Annotated in this window: 15 protein-coding genes and 1 riboswitch; of the genes, 7 read left to right on the plus strand and 8 right to left on the minus strand. The window is 52.3% G+C overall.

The genetic code is table 11. The annotated features are described in order from the left end of the window. The first annotated feature begins 96 nt into the window (after positions 1 to 96). Positions 97 to 1,407, plus strand: coding sequence for a UDP-glucose dehydrogenase family protein (locus ACYJL1_RS07805; RefSeq protein ID WP_460897804.1), 1,311 nt, complete (start codon positions 97 to 99; stop codon positions 1,405 to 1,407). Between the two features lie 8 nt (positions 1,408 to 1,415). On the opposite strand, the gene ACYJL1_RS07810 is transcribed toward ACYJL1_RS07805, so the two are convergent. The 4 genes from ACYJL1_RS07810 to ACYJL1_RS07825 all read right to left on the minus strand — a co-directional run bounded on the left by ACYJL1_RS07810 (position 1,416) and on the right by ACYJL1_RS07825 (position 5,587). After that, the gene (locus tag ACYJL1_RS07810) at positions 1,416 to 1,736 is read right to left on the minus strand and encodes a lipid-A-disaccharide synthase N-terminal domain-containing protein (protein ID WP_460897805.1); all 321 of its coding nucleotides are present in this window, start codon (positions 1,734 to 1,736) and stop codon (positions 1,416 to 1,418) included. Between the two features lie 80 nt (positions 1,737 to 1,816). Further along, positions 1,817 to 3,466: a thiamine pyrophosphate-binding protein gene (locus tag ACYJL1_RS07815; protein ID WP_460897806.1), complete on the minus strand. Its 1,650-nt coding sequence runs from the start codon at positions 3,464 to 3,466 to the stop codon at positions 1,817 to 1,819. After that, positions 3,450 to 4,649 (minus strand): CaiB/BaiF CoA transferase family protein, encoded by a 1,200-nt coding sequence (locus tag ACYJL1_RS07820; protein ID WP_460897807.1) that lies wholly within the window; start codon positions 4,647 to 4,649, stop codon positions 3,450 to 3,452. The genes ACYJL1_RS07815 and ACYJL1_RS07820 overlap by 17 nt, the downstream gene beginning before the upstream one ends. Continuing rightward, positions 4,646 to 5,587, minus strand: a complete 942-nt coding sequence (locus ACYJL1_RS07825) for a lysophospholipase (RefSeq protein WP_460897808.1) — start codon at positions 5,585 to 5,587, stop codon at positions 4,646 to 4,648. The genes ACYJL1_RS07820 and ACYJL1_RS07825 overlap by 4 nt, the downstream gene beginning before the upstream one ends. Before the next feature lie 481 nt (positions 5,588 to 6,068). Here ACYJL1_RS07825 and ettA point away from each other — a divergent pair, with 481 nt between their 5' ends. The 3 genes from ettA (at position 6,069) to bluB (ending at position 9,434) form a co-directional block, all read left to right on the plus strand. Next, on the plus strand, positions 6,069 to 7,718 hold the full coding sequence (ettA, locus tag ACYJL1_RS07830; RefSeq protein ID WP_460897809.1) for an energy-dependent translational throttle protein EttA: 1,650 nt from the start codon (positions 6,069 to 6,071) through the stop codon (positions 7,716 to 7,718). 97 nt (positions 7,719 to 7,815) lie between these two features. After that, a complete protein-coding gene (locus ACYJL1_RS07835; RefSeq protein WP_460897810.1) occupies positions 7,816 to 8,424 on the plus strand; it encodes an MOSC domain-containing protein in 609 nt (202 codons plus the stop codon). A gap of 27 nt (positions 8,425 to 8,451) precedes the next feature. Continuing rightward, positions 8,452 to 8,644: riboswitch (cobalamin riboswitch) on the plus strand. Positions 8,645 to 8,690: 46 nt separating this feature from the next. Beyond that, entirely contained in the window at positions 8,691 to 9,434 is a 744-nt protein-coding gene (gene bluB, locus ACYJL1_RS07840) for a 5,6-dimethylbenzimidazole synthase (RefSeq protein ID WP_460897811.1), read from the plus strand. On the opposite strand, the gene ACYJL1_RS07845 is transcribed toward bluB, so the two are convergent. After that, complete coding sequence (locus tag ACYJL1_RS07845) at positions 9,367 to 9,684, minus strand: DUF2293 domain-containing protein (RefSeq protein ID WP_460897812.1); 318 nt, start codon at positions 9,682 to 9,684, stop codon at positions 9,367 to 9,369. The genes bluB and ACYJL1_RS07845 overlap by 68 nt on opposite strands. 127 nt (positions 9,685 to 9,811) lie before the next feature. Here ACYJL1_RS07845 and ACYJL1_RS07850 point away from each other — a divergent pair, with 127 nt between their 5' ends. Both ACYJL1_RS07850 and metF read left to right on the plus strand, forming a co-directional pair. Beyond that, positions 9,812 to 10,819: an ArsR/SmtB family transcription factor gene (locus tag ACYJL1_RS07850; RefSeq protein WP_460897813.1), complete on the plus strand. Its 1,008-nt coding sequence runs from the start codon at positions 9,812 to 9,814 to the stop codon at positions 10,817 to 10,819. Beyond that, positions 10,819 to 11,745, plus strand: a complete 927-nt coding sequence (metF, locus tag ACYJL1_RS07855; RefSeq protein WP_460897814.1) for a methylenetetrahydrofolate reductase [NAD(P)H] — start codon at positions 10,819 to 10,821, stop codon at positions 11,743 to 11,745. The genes ACYJL1_RS07850 and metF overlap by 1 nt, the downstream gene beginning before the upstream one ends. A 482-nt stretch (positions 11,746 to 12,227) precedes the next feature. Here the strand turns inward: metF and ACYJL1_RS07860 are convergent, their stop codons facing one another. Further along, positions 12,228 to 13,163 (minus strand): DMT family transporter, encoded by a 936-nt coding sequence (locus tag ACYJL1_RS07860; RefSeq protein ID WP_460897815.1) that lies wholly within the window; start codon positions 13,161 to 13,163, stop codon positions 12,228 to 12,230. A gap of 139 nt (positions 13,164 to 13,302) precedes the next feature. On the opposite strand from ACYJL1_RS07860, the gene ACYJL1_RS07865 reads away from it, so the two are divergent. Further along, positions 13,303 to 14,538 carry an alanine racemase gene (locus tag ACYJL1_RS07865; protein WP_460897969.1) on the plus strand — a complete coding sequence of 412 codons (1,236 nt, stop codon included), beginning with the start codon at positions 13,303 to 13,305 and terminating at the stop codon, positions 14,536 to 14,538. Here ACYJL1_RS07865 and ACYJL1_RS07870 read toward each other — a convergent pair. Further along, positions 14,533 to 15,744, minus strand: a complete 1,212-nt coding sequence (locus ACYJL1_RS07870) for a lytic murein transglycosylase (protein WP_460897816.1) — start codon at positions 15,742 to 15,744, stop codon at positions 14,533 to 14,535. The genes ACYJL1_RS07865 and ACYJL1_RS07870 overlap by 6 nt on opposite strands. A 113-nt stretch (positions 15,745 to 15,857) precedes the next feature. After that, complete coding sequence (locus tag ACYJL1_RS07875) at positions 15,858 to 16,676, minus strand: glycoside hydrolase family 25 protein (RefSeq protein ID WP_460897817.1); 819 nt, start codon at positions 16,674 to 16,676, stop codon at positions 15,858 to 15,860. Positions 16,677 to 16,772: the final 96 nt, after the last annotated feature.

Genomic DNA, 16,772 nt, shown 5'->3' on the forward strand with positions numbered 1-16,772 from the left:
GCCATTGATCGTAGGTAATTGGCATGAAGCGTCAATTGTGCGAAACGTCTGCGCCAGAAACTGAACCTGCCAAAACATGCGGAATGGAACTTTTCGATGAAGATTGCGATGATCGGGACCGGATATGTCGGTCTGGTATCGGGAGTGTGCTTTGCCGAGTTCGGCTTTTCGGTAACATGCGTTGATAAAAACCCGGCTATCGTCAAACGATTGCAGGCGGGTGAAGTCACCATTTTTGAACCCGGCCTTGATGAACTGCTTGCGCGCAATGCGCGCGACGGTCGGCTGACATTCACGACCGAACTCGCCGAGACAGTTGCAGATGCCGACGTGATATTCGTCGCGGTCGGTACACCGTCAAGACGCGGTGATGGCGAGGCTGATCTGCAATATATTCATGCGGCGGCGGAAGAGATTGCTGCCGCCATGAAGCCGAATGCCGTGATTGTCATCAAATCGACGGTGGTTGTCGGCACCAATGCCGATGTACGTGATCGCATCGCCAAGGCGCGGCCGGGCGTGCCATTCTCGATGGTTTCCAACCCGGAATTCCTGCGTGAAGGCTCGGCGGTAGAGGACTTCCTCCGGCCCGATCGCGTTGTGGTTGGGGTGCATGATGATGCCGGTGCCGCTGCCATGAAGCGCGTTTATCGCCCGCTTTATCTGCGCGAAACGCCGATGATTGTAACGACACTGGAAAACGCCGAGATCATCAAATATGCCGCCAATGCCTTTCTGGCGATGAAAGTGACTTTCATCAACGAAGTGGCGGACCTTTGCGAGAAGAGTGGCGGTAATGTGCAGGACGTTGCGCGTGCCATTGGCATGGATAATCGCATTGGTTCGAAGTTCCTGCATGCCGGTCCGGGGTTCGGTGGTTCGTGTTTCCCCAAGGATACACGAGCTTACGCTGCAACCGGACGCAAGATGAATGCACCTCAGACGCTGATTGAACAGGTTGTTACAGTCAATGAGCAGCGCAAGCGTTCGATGGCTGAACGGATTGTGGCAGCCGCAAACAAGAGCGGTGCCAAGACTATTGCTGTTCTCGGCATCGCATTCAAACCAAATACGGATGATATCCGTGAGTCTCCGGCCTTGGACATTATTCCAGCCCTACAGAATGCAGGCCTGACTGTGCGGGCGCATGACCCGGAAGCGCGTAGCGCTGCCGAACCGGTACTGCCGGGCGTTATCTGGTGCACCTCTGCTTATGAGGCCATTGAAGGTGCCGGCATCACCGTATTGCTGACTGAATGGAATGCCTATCGCTCGCTCGATCTGAAAAAGGTTTCAGAACTGATGAGCGGCAATATTCTGTTTGATCTGCGTAATGTCTTCAACCAGCAGGAACTCGTAGGCGCGGGAATCGAATATCACTCAGTCGGGCGACCGCTTATTAGGTAGGCTGTTGCTTACATATCTTGGGTAAGAGTCCGTTTCTCATTGGCGATCAGCCAGAGATTTCGAATATAGACAAACAGGCCAAAGCCTTGGCCTGCTATGAATACCGGGTCCTTTCGCACGATCGCATAGACAAAAAGCAACGCTCCGCCAAACAGCGAGAAAAACCAGAAGGCAACGGGAATGACGCTCTTCTTCGCCTTTTCCGACGCAAGCCACTGGACAACGAAGCGCATGGTGAAACAGCCCTGAGCGAAAAAGCCCAGCAAAATCCAGGCGTCAAACTGCTCGATAAAAACCGTATGCAGCCAATTGGAAAATGCTTCAGCCATTGCTGATCTCCATATTATTCAGGGAAAAATCCCTCGCGGGCGGGCTGATTATCACTGAATGAAGCCCTGCGCCATCTGGTTTATATGCGGTTGCGGATATCACTCAATGATTTGGCCGGAGTGATCGCTTCCGGATCCAGGCGAATTTCGATGATCGCTGGCTTTCCGCTTTGTATTGCACGTTGCCAAGCGCCCTCAAACTCGCCGGTAGTTTCCACCGTCTCACCATGACCGCCATAGGCTCGTGCTAGCATTGCGAAATCGGGATTGGTCAGGTCCGTGCCCGATACGCGTCCCGGATATTCGCGCTCCTGATGCATGCGGATTGTGCCATAGATGCCATTATTAATAACGAGAACAATAATAGGCAGATTGTACTTCACTGCAGTGGCAAAATCCTGACCGTTCATGAGAAAGCAGCCATCGCCGGCAAAACAGACGACCGTGCGTTCAGGATGAAGTTGTTTTGCAGCAACAGCGGCAGGAAGACCATAGCCCATTGATCCCGACGTGGGAGCTGCTTGTGTCGCATAGCGGCGAAAACGATGGAACCGATGCAACCAGGTCGCGTAATTGCCGGCACCATTGGTCATGATCGCATCGTCAGGCAATATGGTTTCAAGATAGGACATGATTGGTCCCATCGCGACTTTACCGGGGCCGCTTTGCGGCGGCGTCGACCAGGCCAAATAAGATTTATGCGCTGCATCAGCTTCCCCAAGCCAATTTATGTGGGATGGTGGGGCAAGATGTTCCACCACCTCGGCAAATGCGTCTGGTGCCGAGTTGATCGAAAGGGTTGGCCGGTAAACCCTACCCAACTCGTTTGCATCCGGATGGATATGGATCAAGGTTTGCTTGGGGTAGGGGCTATCCATGAGCGTGTAGCCGGAGGAGGGCATTTCGCCAAACCGTCCGCCCACGAGCAGCAATACATCAGCCTCTTTCACACGTGCAGCCAATGCCGGGTTAATGCCGATTCCGACATCGCCTGCATAGTTGGGATGTAAATTATCGAACAGCATCTGCCGTCTGAACGAGCACCCCACGGGAAGGTGCCATTTCTCGGCAAAATGGGTAATTGATTTAACGGCATTTGCGCTCCAACGGGTTCCCCCCAATATCATGAGTGGTTTAGAGGCGGCCTGTAATATGTCTGCAAGCTTCTCTATACTGGCGGCGGATGGGCCGGTCTCCACCGGCTGCCACGCTTGTGCCGTGACCGCTTCAACCATGTCGGTCAGCATGTCCTCAGGCAGAGCAAGGACAACCGGGCCAGGCCGCCCGGAGGTCGCGACAGAGAATGCGCGGGTTACAAATTCGGGAATACGCCGGGCATCGTCAATTTCTGCCACCCATTTGGCGGTATCGGCAAAAAAGCGGCGATACTCCACCTCTTGAAATGCCTCGCGTTCGCGGGCATCGCGCTGAACTTGCCCGATGAACAGGATCATGGGAGTTGAATCCTGCATAGCGATATGTATGCCGGGAGAAGCGTTGGTCGCTCCCGGCCCGCGCGTGACGAAACAGATTCCAGGTTTTCCTGTAAGCTTACCCCAAGCTTCGGCCATCATGGCAGCGCCGCCTTCTGCGCGGCAAATCGTTATGCCGATCTTCGCATCATAAAGCGCATCCAATACGGCCAGATAGCTTTCACCAGGCACGCAAAACAGACGTTCCGCGCCATTGGCAGCTAAAGCTTCAACGATCAGTTCACCGCCCGTCTTCATTGGATGCGTCCTTCAGCTGTTGGAGAATATCGGCAGTATGCTCGCCCAAGCGAGGCGAGGGCCGTGCGTAGGCCAATGGTGTTTTTGACATGATGATCGGTGTTCGCACAGAAGGAATAGAGCTGCCATGTGAGTCTTCAAGGTCAAGCCGCAACTGCCGTGCCACGATCTGCGGATCTTCGAACATCTCCCCGATCTTGTTGATCGGTCCAGCTGGCACCGCGTTTGCCGCACATGCCTCCAGCAGTTCAGCCCGGGTTCTTTTTGAGGTTTCCGTACTGATGAGCGTTGTGAGTATTGCGCGATTTTCGAGCCGCGAGCGGTTTGTAAGAAATCGCTCGTCGCTGGCCCATTCTGGATGTTCGATGATTGAACAGAACCTTGCGAATTGCCCGTCATTCCCAACCGCGAGAATCAAGTGACCGTCGGAGGTTGGTACCACTTCATAAGGTGAGATATTTGGGTGTGCGTTACCCATGCGGTTCGGGCTTTTTCCTGTTGCCAGATAATTCATCGCCTGATTGGCCATCACGGCGGATTGCACATCAAAAAGTGCCATATCCACCATTTGACCTTGGCCGGTCTTGGCTGCGTGGGCGAGGGCAGCCTGAATAGCAATGACTGAGTAGAGACCGGTAAATACGTCTGCGACTGCCAAGCCTACTTTTTGAGGCTGGCCCGCAGGATCGCCAGTCACAGACATCAGTCCGGACATGCCCTGAATGATGAAATCATAGCCTGCCTGCGCCGCGTAAGGCCCGGTTTGTCCAAAACCTGTTATTGAACAATAGACAAGACGTGGGTTCTCCGCGCTCAGACTGTTATAGTCCAGTCCGTACTTTGCCAATCCGCCCACCTTGAAATTTTCAAGCACAACATCTGCGGACCGGCAAAGCGCTTTCACGGTCTCCTGTCCCTCGGCGGTCGTAAAATCGGCAGTGATAGAGCGCTTGCCTCGGTTACAGGAGTGAAAATACGCGGCTGAAAGGTTTTCACCTTCTGCGCTGGTTATGAAAGGAGGGCCCCAGCCACGGGTCTCGTCACCCCCGGCAGGGTTTTCGACTTTGATAACATCGGCTCCAAGATCGGCGAGAATCTGACCGGCCCATGGACCAGCCAACACGCGCGCCAACTCGATGACTCGTATGCCTTTAAGCGGAGCTTCTGCTTGCACTGCGATCATCGACTTGCCTTTGAGGCTGTGCGGACAGCCCACTGGGCAAATTCGCTCATGATAAGTTCACGGTTGATTTCGTTAAGGCCTTCATGGCGCGTATCCGGGTATATTTTGGTGGTAACGTCAGTAAAGCCGAGCTTGCGCATTCTATGGTCCAAATGATTGACGGAAGTGCCTTGTGCTGTCGCAGGGTCCTTGGCACCGCCAACGAGGTTGAAGGGTAGGTTGCGACGTAACTTGCTCAACGAGCTATTCTTTGCCCCCATGAATACCAAATCGAACGTATCACGCCACATGCTTACCGTAGGACTCCACCCGCAAAGAGGATCGTTTATGTACAAATCAACTTCGGCAGAGTCCCGTGACAACCAGTCGAAATCTGTTCGCGGATTAGCGACACTGCGGTTCCATTCCTGAAATGTCAGTTTAGGCAGCAGCATGCTTGGAACATCAGAACCTAGAAACATGCGTTCGGTGAGCAACAAGCCTTGGGCGAAGCGACCCAGCATTCCAGCAGAAAAGTTTGCGTTCCAGATCGCAGCTGCATCAATTTTGCTTTGGTGCTCCAGCACGTAATTGAAAGCAATCAGTCCTCCCAGAGAATGTCCAAAGATTATAAGTGGCAGACCAGGATGACGTTCCCGTGCGTGGCAGTTCACTGCATCGACGTCACGCAACACAGCTTCCATTCCGTCTTTCGCAGCAAAGCGCCCGGCTGGTGCGTCTGGCGCCCTTGTTAGGCCGTGGCCACGATGATCATGTGCATAGACATGGAAGCCTTGCTCGCTCAAATGGGCAGCAAATCTCTTGTAACGCAGGGAATGTTCTGCCAATCCATGATTTACTTGAACAATTGCGCAAGCATCTCCCCTTGCCGATATGTGTCGCACAGCAATTGCAGTGTCATCTGGGGTATTCAAAAATTCGGGATTATCAAACGCCATGGCTTACCTGTTTATGCAGATGCCAATTGAGAACGTGCCGCAAAATTAGTCAATGTAGAAAACAATCTGCAAAATACCTTTAATTTTGGAATATTGTGCACAATTATTAGGCTGGAAGTTGAGTTGCAATTTTATTTTGCAAAAACCCCTTGCAAACCTCTTAAACTTGCCGCAGAACTTCATACCTGAAGCATATTAGTTTGCGATTATTGCAATCGTTAGTGCATTGCGAACCGTTGATGCTGCCCAAGGACGAAACGTGTTTCGTCTGGTTTGTTTACATGGCCGTTACTGGGAGAAGAGGACGCTTCCCGTTGCGGCACCAGAGGGGAAACCGGGTGACGGAAATATCCGCGCCCGGTTTCGCTCGTTTCAGTGAAAGTCGAAATTCATAGGCATCCATTGCCACAGCTAAGGCTTTCGCCTACATACGGCGCAAATTCATTCAAAAGAAATCCCGAGCATCGGAGTGACGCGCGTTATGGCACGCCAATTCATCTATCACATGTCCGGCCTGAACAAGGCATATGGAACCAAAAAGGTTCTTGAGAATATCAACTTGTCCTTCTATCCAGATGCCAAGATTGGTATTCTTGGTCCAAATGGCGCCGGTAAGTCTACAGTTCTGAAGATCATGGCCGGCCTTGATAAGGAATATACAGGTGAGGCTTGGCTGGCAGACGGAGCAACCGTCGGTTATCTGGCGCAAGAGCCGCATCTGGACCCGACCAAAGACGTTATGGGTAACGTTATGGATGGCGTCGCTGATAAGAAGGCCATTCTCGATCGCTACAATGAATTGATGATGAATTACTCCGACGAGACCGCTGATGAAGGCGCCAAGTTGCAGGATGTTATCGATTCCCAAAACCTTTGGGACCTTGAATCACAGGTCGAAATGGCAATGGAAGCACTTCGTTGCCCGCCTGGTGACAGCGAAGTAACGAATCTTTCCGGTGGCGAGCGCCGCCGTGTTGCATTGTGCCGCTTGCTCCTGTCGCAGCCTGACCTTCTCCTGCTCGACGAACCGACCAACCATTTGGACGCTGAAACGACTGCCTGGCTGGAAAAGCATCTGCGTGAATATAAAGGCTCCGTGCTGCTCATTACACATGATCGCTACTTCCTCGACAATGTAACGGGCTGGATTCTTGAGCTCGACCGTGGACGTGGCATTGCCTATGAAGGCAATTATTCTGCTTATCTTGGTGCCAAGTCCAAGCGCATGCTGCAAGAAGGCCGCGAAGACGATTCTCGTCAGAAAGCTCTGGAGCGCGAACGCGAGTGGATTTCCGCGAGCCCGAAAGCACGTCAGGCTAAGTCGAAGGCGCGTATCAAGGCCTATGATGCGCTGGTTGACGCCGCCAATGATCAGCGCCCCGGCGATGCGCAAATCCTCATACCGGCCGGTGAACGGCTCGGTCAGGTGGTTATTGAAGCCGAAAATCTCACCAAGTCCTTCGGTGACCGTATGCTAATCGAAAATCTGACTTTCAAGCTGCCACCCGGCGGTATTGTTGGCATTATTGGTCCGAACGGTGCGGGTAAAACCACTTTGTTCAAGATGATCACCGGTCAGGAAAAGCCGGATTCAGGCACTATTCGTGTCGGTGAGACAGTCAATCTCGGATATGTCGATCAGAGTCGCGATCACCTGAAAGCCGACAAGAATGTCTGGGAAGAGATTTCCGGCGGCACTGACATCATCAAACTTGGCAAGCACGAGATGAACTCCCGCGCTTATGTTTCGGCATTCAACTTCAAGGGTACAGACCAGCAGCAGAAAGTCGGAAATCTTTCCGGCGGTCAGCGCAATCGCGTGCACTTGGCCAAGATGCTGCAGTCCGGCGGCAATGTTCTGCTGCTCGACGAACCGACAAATGATCTGGACACGGAAACCTTGGCAGCCCTTGAGGATGCTTTGGAGAAATATGCAGGTTGCGCTGTGATCATCAGCCATGATCGCATGTTCCTTGATCGCCTTGCGACGCATATCCTCGCTTTTGAAGGCGACAGCCATGTCGAATGGTTTGAAGGCAATTTCGAAGACTACGAGAACGACAAAATCCGTCGTCTCGGCCCCGATAGTGTCAATCCCAAACGTCCAAGCTACAAGCCTCTGACCCGGTGATTGCAAGGGGGAGTCGAAAGGCTCCCCTTATTTTGGCTGACGCTATCGTCAGCCACAGCTGCCGATTCTAACCAGTGTTTTTTCTTGGAGCAAAACAATGACCGATCTGTTTGGCAAGCAAGACCAAATAGTTCCGTCTCGCAAAATCAGCGGGCGTGTAAACGGGCTCTTTGAAGCGCTGGGGCATGATTTTGTTACAACTTCGACAAGTTCGCTGGAACTAACTTTTGACGGTATTGTAGGTGATTTTCATGCCGGTCAGACACGTCGCTCCGGCGGACGCGAGCCTTGGTATCCGCGTGGCACCGAGATGCGCAATGAACGTCAGCTGTCCATTCTGAGTACTGATGAACTTGAGCAGATTGCAGCGGGTATGGGCCTGCCTGAGCTTAAAGCCGAATGGGTTGGCGGGAATATGGTGATAGCCGGTATCCCGTCTCTATCAATGTTGCCACCCAGATCGCTCATGTTTTTCGAGGGTGGTGTCACGTTGAAAGTTGATGGACAGAATGCGCCCTGTAAAATCGCAGGTCGCGCAATTGCAGCGAATGCCGGTACACCTGACGAGACCACCACCGCACTGGATTTTGTGCGGGTGTCCAAGCGCTCGCGGGGTCTTGTCGCCTGGGTTGAAAAGCCGGGCATCATACATGTCGGTGAAAAAGTTGACATTCGTATTCCCGAACAGTGGATTTACAGGCCCTGAGACTTGCGCGAGAAGTTTTTTCATGGCGAATAGGAAAACAGGTCCGGTGCCAGCAATTCAGACGATTGCGGAGAATCGGGAAGCCGGTGAAAATCCGGCACGTGCCCAACGCTGTAAAGGGGATGACCGCGCATTATGCCACTGTAATTGAAGAGTTGCAGGAAGGCGCACGGTTCAGTTGAACCTCAGTCAGAAGACCGGCCGGACCTTATAGCCCAAGCTGCGCGGACGGCAGTAAAGGTCTCAAGCGTTGTTAGGAGCAAACAATGCACGAAATTTTTGATGGTCCGGTTCCTGCCGCCGATTTTACTGACGATGAGCGTGCTGCGGTTTACAAAGCCATTTATAACCGACGAGACGTCCGCGATCAGTTTTTGCCAGAACCGATAGCTGATGATGTTTTGTTGCGCCTGCTTGATGCGGCCCATCATGCACCGTCGGTCGGCTTTATGCAGCCTTGGAATTTCATCACTATCCGAGATATGGCCCGCAAGAAGGAAGTGCACCGGGCCTTTAGCAAAGCCAATGAAGAAGCCACTGCTTTGTTTCAGGATGAACGCCAAGCGCTCTACGCCTCTCTCAAACTTGAGGGCATCCTTAGGGCGCCGATTAATTTATGCATCACCTGTGACCGGACACGTGGCGGCAAGGTCGTGCTCGGTCGTACCCACAACCGGCAGATGGATGTTTACAGTACCGTATGTGCGGTTCAAAACCTGTGGCTTGCTGCCCGTGCTGAAGGCATTGGAGTCGGCTGGGTGAGCATCTATCACGACAGCGATATGCGCCAAATATTAGGCATTCCGGATCATGTCGAGATCATCGCCTATCTGTGCCTGGGTTATGTCAGCGAGCTTTTCAATGCGCCAGAGTTGGAAAAAAAAGGCTGGCGTAAAAGAATCCAACTGCAGGATCTTATTTTTGAAGAAGGTTGGGGTCGGCTTAGCTCGAATCTTCCTCATCCGGATCCAGAAGACGTGTCGCCCGCCATTCCGTCAGTTTGCGATTGATCGCCTCAAGCACGAAGAAACGTGCCGACTCCTTGTCGTATCCCTCGTTACGAAGCGCATCATAATCCGTATGTTGATGCCGCACATGAGCAACCGCCGCTAACCATACGGCAATCGGGGGCGGCAGAGTTTTCATGTGTGGCGCGCCTGCGGCTGCGCGTATTGGTTCTGAATCTGAGTAAGGAACGGCGGGCAAAAGCAAGGTCAACGCCTTGTTGATTGAACGCTGACGGTTCGTTCCTGCGCTCATGATGTCCCCCTGATTTGATTCTACTACCTATTTCAGACGCGGCAGAAATTGTCGTCAATGGCAAAAAAGCCTTGCCAAAGCTCTCGTCATGACATAAACATATCTTTATATCTTTTGAGGATTGGTTATGGACCGGCACAATCTTAATCTCGACCTGATGGTTGATACATTGAAAGCGGCAGCTGAGCCTAGCCGCCTTCGTATTCTTGCTTTGCTGTCGCGTGGTGATCTTACCGTTTCTGATCTCACTTCCATCTTGGGCCAATCTCAACCACGCGTTTCACGACATCTGAAGTTGCTGTTTGAAGCAAGCCTTATCAATCGCTATCAGGAGGGTTCCTGGGCCTATTTCCGTTTGGCAGAATCATTAATCGTGGGAGATATTGCTCGTTCCCTGCTGGAGCGTCTGGATTGCTCTGATCCTTTGCTGGAGCGCGATCTTGAGCGTCTCTCGTCAGTGAAGCTTCAGCGTCGTGAGCGTGCAGCGGCCTATTTCAGCGCGAATGCTTCGAGCTGGGATGCTATCCGCTCCTTGCATGTTCCAGACGGCGCTGTCGAAGAAGCGCTTACAAAGATCGTAGGCACAAGGCCATTTCAGGCAATGCTTGATGTCGGTACTGGAACGGGACGTCTGCTTGAGCTCTTTGCCCCGCTTTACTTGCGCGGTGTTGGCATTGATATCAATCGCGACATGTTGACGATTGCCCGGTCAAACCTTGAGAGATCTGGCGTTGCCAATGCGCAAGTTCGTCAAGGTGACGTCTATTCCTTGCCGGTAGACAGAGAGTCGTTTGATTTGGTGACAATCCACCAAGTCTTGCATTTCCTTGATAATCCGGCTGAGGCTATTCGTGAAGCTGCGCGTGCCTTGCGTCCTTCCGGCCGAATGTTGATCGTCGATTTCGCTCCGCATGAGCTTGAATTTCTTCGCGACAGACATGCGCATTTGCGTCTCGGTTTTCATGACGGGCAGATAAAGGACTGGCTGACAGAAGCCGGACTGACGCTGGAGCAAAGCATGGAATTGCAGCCAAAAGACAAAGACAAGCTGACTGTTAAATTGTGGCTGGCACGCGACCCACGCCTGCTTATTGCCGATCCCGTTTCAACCTCCCGCGTTACGGAGAGTGTCTAATGAGTTTTTTCCGCCAATCCCGCCGTGCTGATCTTGGTAGCAATATCAGGGTTTCATTTGAGTTCTTTCCACCAAAGACCGAGGTGATGGAAGAGCGCCTTTGGGAAACTGTAACACGTCTGGCTCCACTCAACCCGGAATTTGTCTCTGTGACCTATGGGGCAGGTGGCTCTACCCGTGAACGCACAGCCCGTACAATCAAGCGTATCTTAACTGAAACCGATGTGAATGCAGCGGCACATTTGACCTGCGTCGATGCCACAAAGGAAGAGGTAGACACGGTAATCCGTGAGTTTGCAGCCATGGGCGTCAATCGCTTCGTTGCCTTGCGTGGTGATCCCGCAAGCGGCGTGGGTGCCCATTACAAGCCGACACCAGGCGGTTATGAAAACGGCGCTGACCTTGTTGCTGGATTAAAAGCTTTTGCAGACTTCGATATTTCAGTTTCTGCCTATCCGGAAAAGCATCCGGAAAGCCCGGATTTTGCCACCGATATCGATATGTTGAAGCGCAAGGTCGATAATGGCGCGACACGTGCCATCACGCAGTTCTTTTTTGAAAACGACCAATATGAGCGTTACGTCGAAAAGGTACGGCGCGCTGGCATCTACATCCCAATTTTGCCCGGCATACTTCCAATTCACAATTTCACCCAGGTAACCAACTTCTGCTCCAAAGCAGGCACGCACATACCTGCATGGCTGGCAGAGCGGTTTGATGGGCTGCAAAATGATGAGCAGACTCACGCGCTGGTGGCATCGGCTGTTGCTGCCGAGCAGGTGCTGGATCTGGTCGAGCGTGGAGTGCAGGATTTCCATTTCTATACAATGAACCGCGCCGATCTTGCCTTCGCAATCTGCCACTTGATCGGTATTCGTCCGGATGCGGGCGCACTTCAGTCCAATCTGGCTGGCGCTGCCGCTTGATAAAGTGAAACGGCCCGGTTGCTATAACCGGGCCGTTTCGTTTGTTTCACTTATCTAACGGTCAGAGACCATATCCGTAGCGCTCATATTTTATTTCAAGGTATCAGTCCTACGACCATTGCACCAATAAATGCGAACGCTGCACAGATCATAAGGACATTCATCGATCGAGTTAGTCCCATCGCTTGTCTCCTGCAGTTAACCTGCATAACATAGCGCAAATTCGCCACAGAAAAAGCCCAAATATTACCGGATGATGACAAAGAATGTAGAAAATTTTTCTACAGGAACGATAAGTTTTTGAAAATAAACACATTTAAACGTTTAAAAATGGCGGAAAAAATAAAAAAAATGTAAGATGGCGGTAAATTTTTGCAGTGCGGCAAAATTAACGCAACGTCTATGCAGGCCTTGTTTTGCCATGTTTTGAACAGGATTAACTCCCGGTATTTCGGTCTAACTACTGAAAATTTATGATAATTCTACCTATTCCTCGTTCTGAAAATAGCTAGGAGGCGACCGTCAATAACCAAGAGTCCAATGGCAATAAGTGCCATTCCGGCAATATCTTGCGCCGCGAGTGTTTCGCTAAGAAAAATTGTTCCAAGTAGCACGGCGCTGACCGGAACAATCAGCGTGACGAGGGAGGCATTGGTTGCCCCTGACGCCTTCACGATTGAAAAGAAGAGAATATAGGCAAAGGCCGTTGATAGAAGTCCCAATCCGAGAATTGCGGACCAGATGCCCGGGGTTATTGCATCCAGATGTGGTAATCCATCATAGAGCAGCACGACAGGTATCATGATCAGTGTCGATGCAGTCATTTGCCCTGTCGCCGTGACGGTTGGCGGAATTCCCTTGAAGCGCTTAGCCAGAATGCTGGCGAAGGCATAGGATAAGGTTGCGGTGATGACAGCAAGTTCCGCCCATAGTGGGCCGCCAAGACCGGTTAATATTCCAGGTCCGATCATCACCACTATTCCGACGATGCCCAGAAGAATACCGACAAGCTTAGGCACGGTGACCTTTTCGTCGGCAGTCAGAATGGTCGCCAAAATCACTGTCCAGATAGGCGTTGTCGCATTGAAAATGGAGGCCAGGCCAGCACCCAGCGCAGTTTGCCCAATGAAGAGCAAGGAAAAAGGAATGACGTTGTTCAACAGGCCAAGTCCTGCAAAACCGAGTGCATGGCGACGGTAGTCCCAGAAATTGATGCCGCGGCTCGCAAGATAAATGTGCAGCGCCAGTGCCGCAATGACAACACGAAACAACACCAGAGTGAGGGGAGGAACAACCTGTACGGCTATGCGCGCGAAGAAGAATGAACCACCCCAAATCGCGCCGAGCAACAGAAGTTGCAGCCAGACGAAACCGGACATCGAAAGCGGCGGCGGAGCTTTGGCATCAGCAATAGACACAGACTTACCCTTCCAAGTGTGATGGATTGCAAATCCTTATGCTTTTTATCGTGCGTTGCCACCCAATTCTTGCATTCAGTCGTGACTTTCATCCGTCACTTTCACTTGCTAAGAGTTTGGGATGACGCAAGATACACAGATGCAACGATTCGCCACCGCCCGTGATGCCGCGCTCGAATTGCGCCTGGATCAGCCGGTATATTGCTTCAGGCCTCAGGTTCTCATCGAAGACGCCCATAACTTCATGAAGATGTTTCCCGGCGAGACAGCCTATGCAGTTAAGACCAATGGTGAAAATCTTGTGCTGGAAACCCTTGCCCGCAACGGTATCAATACATTTGATGTGGCCTCGCCGGGAGAATTTGCGGCTGTTCGAAAAGTCGCTCCCAACGCACATATGCTCTATATGCACCCGATCAAGGCACAGTCGGACATTCGTCTGGCGCTTGAGACCTATGGCATTCGTATCCTCGCCGTGGATCATGAAGATGAAATCGCCAAAGTCACGCGTATCGTGCGCGCCTTGGATATCGATCCCGGAAGCATAACGCTTTATATCCGCTTACAAACAAAAGGGCATGCTGCCTACGAGCTTTCAAAGAAATTCGGTGCTGCTCCGGCCCACGCGGTGGAACTGCTGCAACGCTCGGAGAAAATTGGTTACAAGGTGGGCCTTTGCTTCCATGTTGGCAGTCAGATTGATGATCCCGATACCTATGAACGGGCATTGCGTGCCGCTGATTGGGTCAGGAATCGTGCTGGCGTGACACTGGCCGGACTGGATGTCGGTGGTGGTTTTCCTGCTGAATATGGTCACGACCCAAAACGCAAGCAGGTTGAGATGCCCTCGCTGGGCCAGTTGATGTCCCGTTTGCGCGGCGACATCAACGAATATGGCTTTGGGGATTTGCCGCTGGTTGCTGAGCCCGGACGGGTTATTGTTGCGAGAGCCTTTTCGCTGATTGTTCGCGTGCTTCTGCGCAAAGGCAGGCGGCTTTACATCAATGATGGTATATGGGCATCCCTGTCGGATTCCTGGACCGGAAAAATTACCTTGCCAGCCCGATTTATCCCGGATCCTGCCAAGAAACACCGTAATGGCAATCCGGAGACAATCGTACCGTTTCGAGTTTGCGGTGCGACTTGCGATTCCGTTGATATCCTGTCTCGTCCGTTCTGGTTGCCGGAAACCGTGGATACAGGTGACTGGATCGAAATAGGCAATATCGGTGCCTATTCCTTATCGCTGCGTACCCGGTTTAACGGTTTCTACCCGGACACATTTGTCGAGGTGGAAACACCGTTTGAAGCTGGCGGGCGACCAGAAGGTTTTGCTTCGCTTGAGACGATGGAATACGCGTCACAAGACCTATAGCTTGTTGAGAAGTTCCGGCGTTGGCCAAGAGTCGGCGGGAAGCCCAAGCCGCATCTGTTCTTCACGAACTGCATCGCGGGTCAGAATGCCGAATACGCCATCAATCTTCGGGCCCATATCGTGGCCGCGCGCTGCCAGCTTGGTCTGCAGTTCTTTCATCTGTTCCGGGTTTAGCCCCTGCTCAGGTGTGGTCTGTTCCAGCGGTCCTGCTCCTGCCAAGCGCGTAGCGAAATAGGCGGCTGTGGTCGCGTAGATGATGGATTTGTTCCATTCGACAAAGATGTCGAAGTTTGAATAGGAAAGAAACGCTGGACCTTTTCGGCCCATTGGCAATAACAAGGATGCGTCGCCATCATCGGGACCAAGCGGCCCTTTAAGCCCTGTCACACCCCATTCAGCCCATTTTGAGTGGGGCAGGCGATTGGTGCGGATGGCGTTCTCCCATGGGAGTTCTTTGGTGAGTTTGACCTCTTCGAGCCATGGCTCGCCTTTGCGCCAGCCAAGATCGCGCATAACGCGGGCTGCGGTCATGATCGCATCGGGCGCGGAGCCTTTCAGGTCAACCTTGCCATCGCCGTCGCCATCAACGCCGCGCTCCAGATAATCGGTGGGCAACATTTGCATCTGACCGATCTCTCCAGCCCAGGCTCCGGTTGTTTTTGCATCCACGACACCCTTATCAAAAAGTTTGAGCAATGCGATCAATTGTGGGCGGAAAAGTTCCGGCCGACGACAATCGTAGGATAGAGTAAGGAGAGCATTGAGTGTATCAAAATCGCCCTGAACGGCGCCAAAATCAGTTTCTAATCCCCAAAAGGCGGAGATAACGGGGCCAGGTACGCCATATTCTGCCTCTGCCTTGGCAAAAGTATCAGCATATTTCTTCAGATTGGCAGCACCCTGCTTCAAGCGGTAATCAGCAACCATGCGCGATGAAAACGTCAAGAATGTCTGGCTGAACACGCCCTGCGCGCGGTCACGCTCCAGCACCTTGTCGTCCATTGACGCCTTGAACAGCTCGCTGATGCCCTTATCGCTGACGCCTGCGGCTTTCGCCTCGGCAATCAAGCCATTGAACCAAGGTTCAAGTTCGCCGCCACAAGCAGGTTTGGCAACAACAGGCTCTGCAGGTGCCACCTGGTCTAAAGCTTGAGCACTGGAAACGGCAAACAGACTGGTGACGATGGCGATGGATAGTTTCTTCATTGGGATCTCGTTGATGGCAGGCGCGTCAACAGCACGCACACTTTCCCTGCTAATGCACGATAACGGCCATTAGGTGAAGTCACAGAATAGAGAGAACCCCGGAACTCAAAGCTTTATCGGACTTTGTTGCGCGCCAGCCACTGTTTCCAAGCACTTTCGCTGCCGGCAAAAACATTGATATCAGCGTCTCCACGTATGCCGGAAATTGAACCGGTTCCGGTGTATTGCCAGAAGGTCCATGGGTGCGGGCCATATTTCTCATCGGGATGACCGGCAACGGAGCGAAGCCAGAACGGATAACCGGAGAGTTGTCGCAGATCATTATCGTCAAAGAAATCGACAGTGGTATAAATGATCGGGCGCTTGCCATAATGCCGTTCCACCATATCAATAAAGACGCGCATCTCTTTGCGAACGATTGAAGCGTTGGGCCTCAGCTTGCAGGTGGGCGAGGCAGAATTCCATTCCATATCGAGCACAGGCGGGAGGGCACCCGGATCGTTGGGTACATTGCGAATAAACCACCGGGCCTGATCAGCGGCTGAGCGGCAGAAATAGTAGAAGTGATAAGCACCGCGCGGAATGCCTTCGGACCTGGCGGCAGCCCAATTCTCTGCAAAGCGGTCATCAACCCGGTCACCGCCTTCAGTTGCTTTTATGAAGGCGAAAGATATGCGGCTTGATCGAACGGTCTGCCAGTCTATCGTGGATTGATATTTTGATACGTCCGTGCCGTGCACTGGATAATGCCAAGGCGTTTTTCCGGTCCAGTCATGGGGATCACTATCGCCATAACGTGGTGCTTTGACATTGCCGGATGGGGCATCCATCTGACGGCTAGCCGATGGTTTTTTGGCATCTGAAAAATTATAATCGACAGTTGTGCAGCCGGTGAGAAGAAGCGTCATGAAGGCGGCTACAAGGCGTTTCATATAAAGTTTTCCGCGGCTGGATCATTGGTCGGCATTGGTGCAAACTCACAGATGCACTATTATGCTTAACAGTTCATGAGCGACCGCGTTGGCACA

The organism is Phyllobacterium sp. K27, from assembly GCF_054796155.1.

Excerpts from the sequence above, each read along its gene's own strand:
- ACYJL1_RS07835 (WP_460897810.1), top strand. The coding sequence starts at position 7,816 with ATGACCGATCTGTTTGGCAAGCAAGACCAAATAGTTCCGTCTCGCAAA.
- ACYJL1_RS07815 (WP_460897806.1), bottom strand. The coding sequence starts at position 3,466 with ATGAAGACGGGCGGTGAACTGATCGTTGAAGCTTTAGCTGCCAATGGC.
- ACYJL1_RS07810 (WP_460897805.1), bottom strand. The coding sequence starts at position 1,736 with ATGGCTGAAGCATTTTCCAATTGGCTGCATACGGTTTTTATCGAGCAG.
- ACYJL1_RS07805 (WP_460897804.1), top strand. The coding sequence starts at position 97 with ATGAAGATTGCGATGATCGGGACCGGATATGTCGGTCTGGTATCGGGA.
- ACYJL1_RS07845 (WP_460897812.1), bottom strand. The coding sequence starts at position 9,684 with ATGAGCGCAGGAACGAACCGTCAGCGTTCAATCAACAAGGCGTTGACC.
- ACYJL1_RS07850 (WP_460897813.1), top strand. The coding sequence starts at position 9,812 with ATGGACCGGCACAATCTTAATCTCGACCTGATGGTTGATACATTGAAA.
- ACYJL1_RS07820 (WP_460897807.1), bottom strand. The coding sequence starts at position 4,649 with ATGATCGCAGTGCAAGCAGAAGCTCCGCTTAAAGGCATACGAGTCATC.
- metF (WP_460897814.1), top strand. The coding sequence starts at position 10,819 with ATGAGTTTTTTCCGCCAATCCCGCCGTGCTGATCTTGGTAGCAATATC.
- ACYJL1_RS07875 (WP_460897817.1), bottom strand. The coding sequence starts at position 16,676 with ATGAAACGCCTTGTAGCCGCCTTCATGACGCTTCTTCTCACCGGCTGC.
- ACYJL1_RS07825 (WP_460897808.1), bottom strand. The coding sequence starts at position 5,587 with ATGGCGTTTGATAATCCCGAATTTTTGAATACCCCAGATGACACTGCA.
- ettA (WP_460897809.1), top strand. The coding sequence starts at position 6,069 with ATGGCACGCCAATTCATCTATCACATGTCCGGCCTGAACAAGGCATAT.
- ACYJL1_RS07870 (WP_460897816.1), bottom strand. The coding sequence starts at position 15,744 with ATGAAGAAACTATCCATCGCCATCGTCACCAGTCTGTTTGCCGTTTCC.
- ACYJL1_RS07865 (WP_460897969.1), top strand. The coding sequence starts at position 13,303 with ATGCAACGATTCGCCACCGCCCGTGATGCCGCGCTCGAATTGCGCCTG.
- bluB (WP_460897811.1), top strand. The coding sequence starts at position 8,691 with ATGCACGAAATTTTTGATGGTCCGGTTCCTGCCGCCGATTTTACTGAC.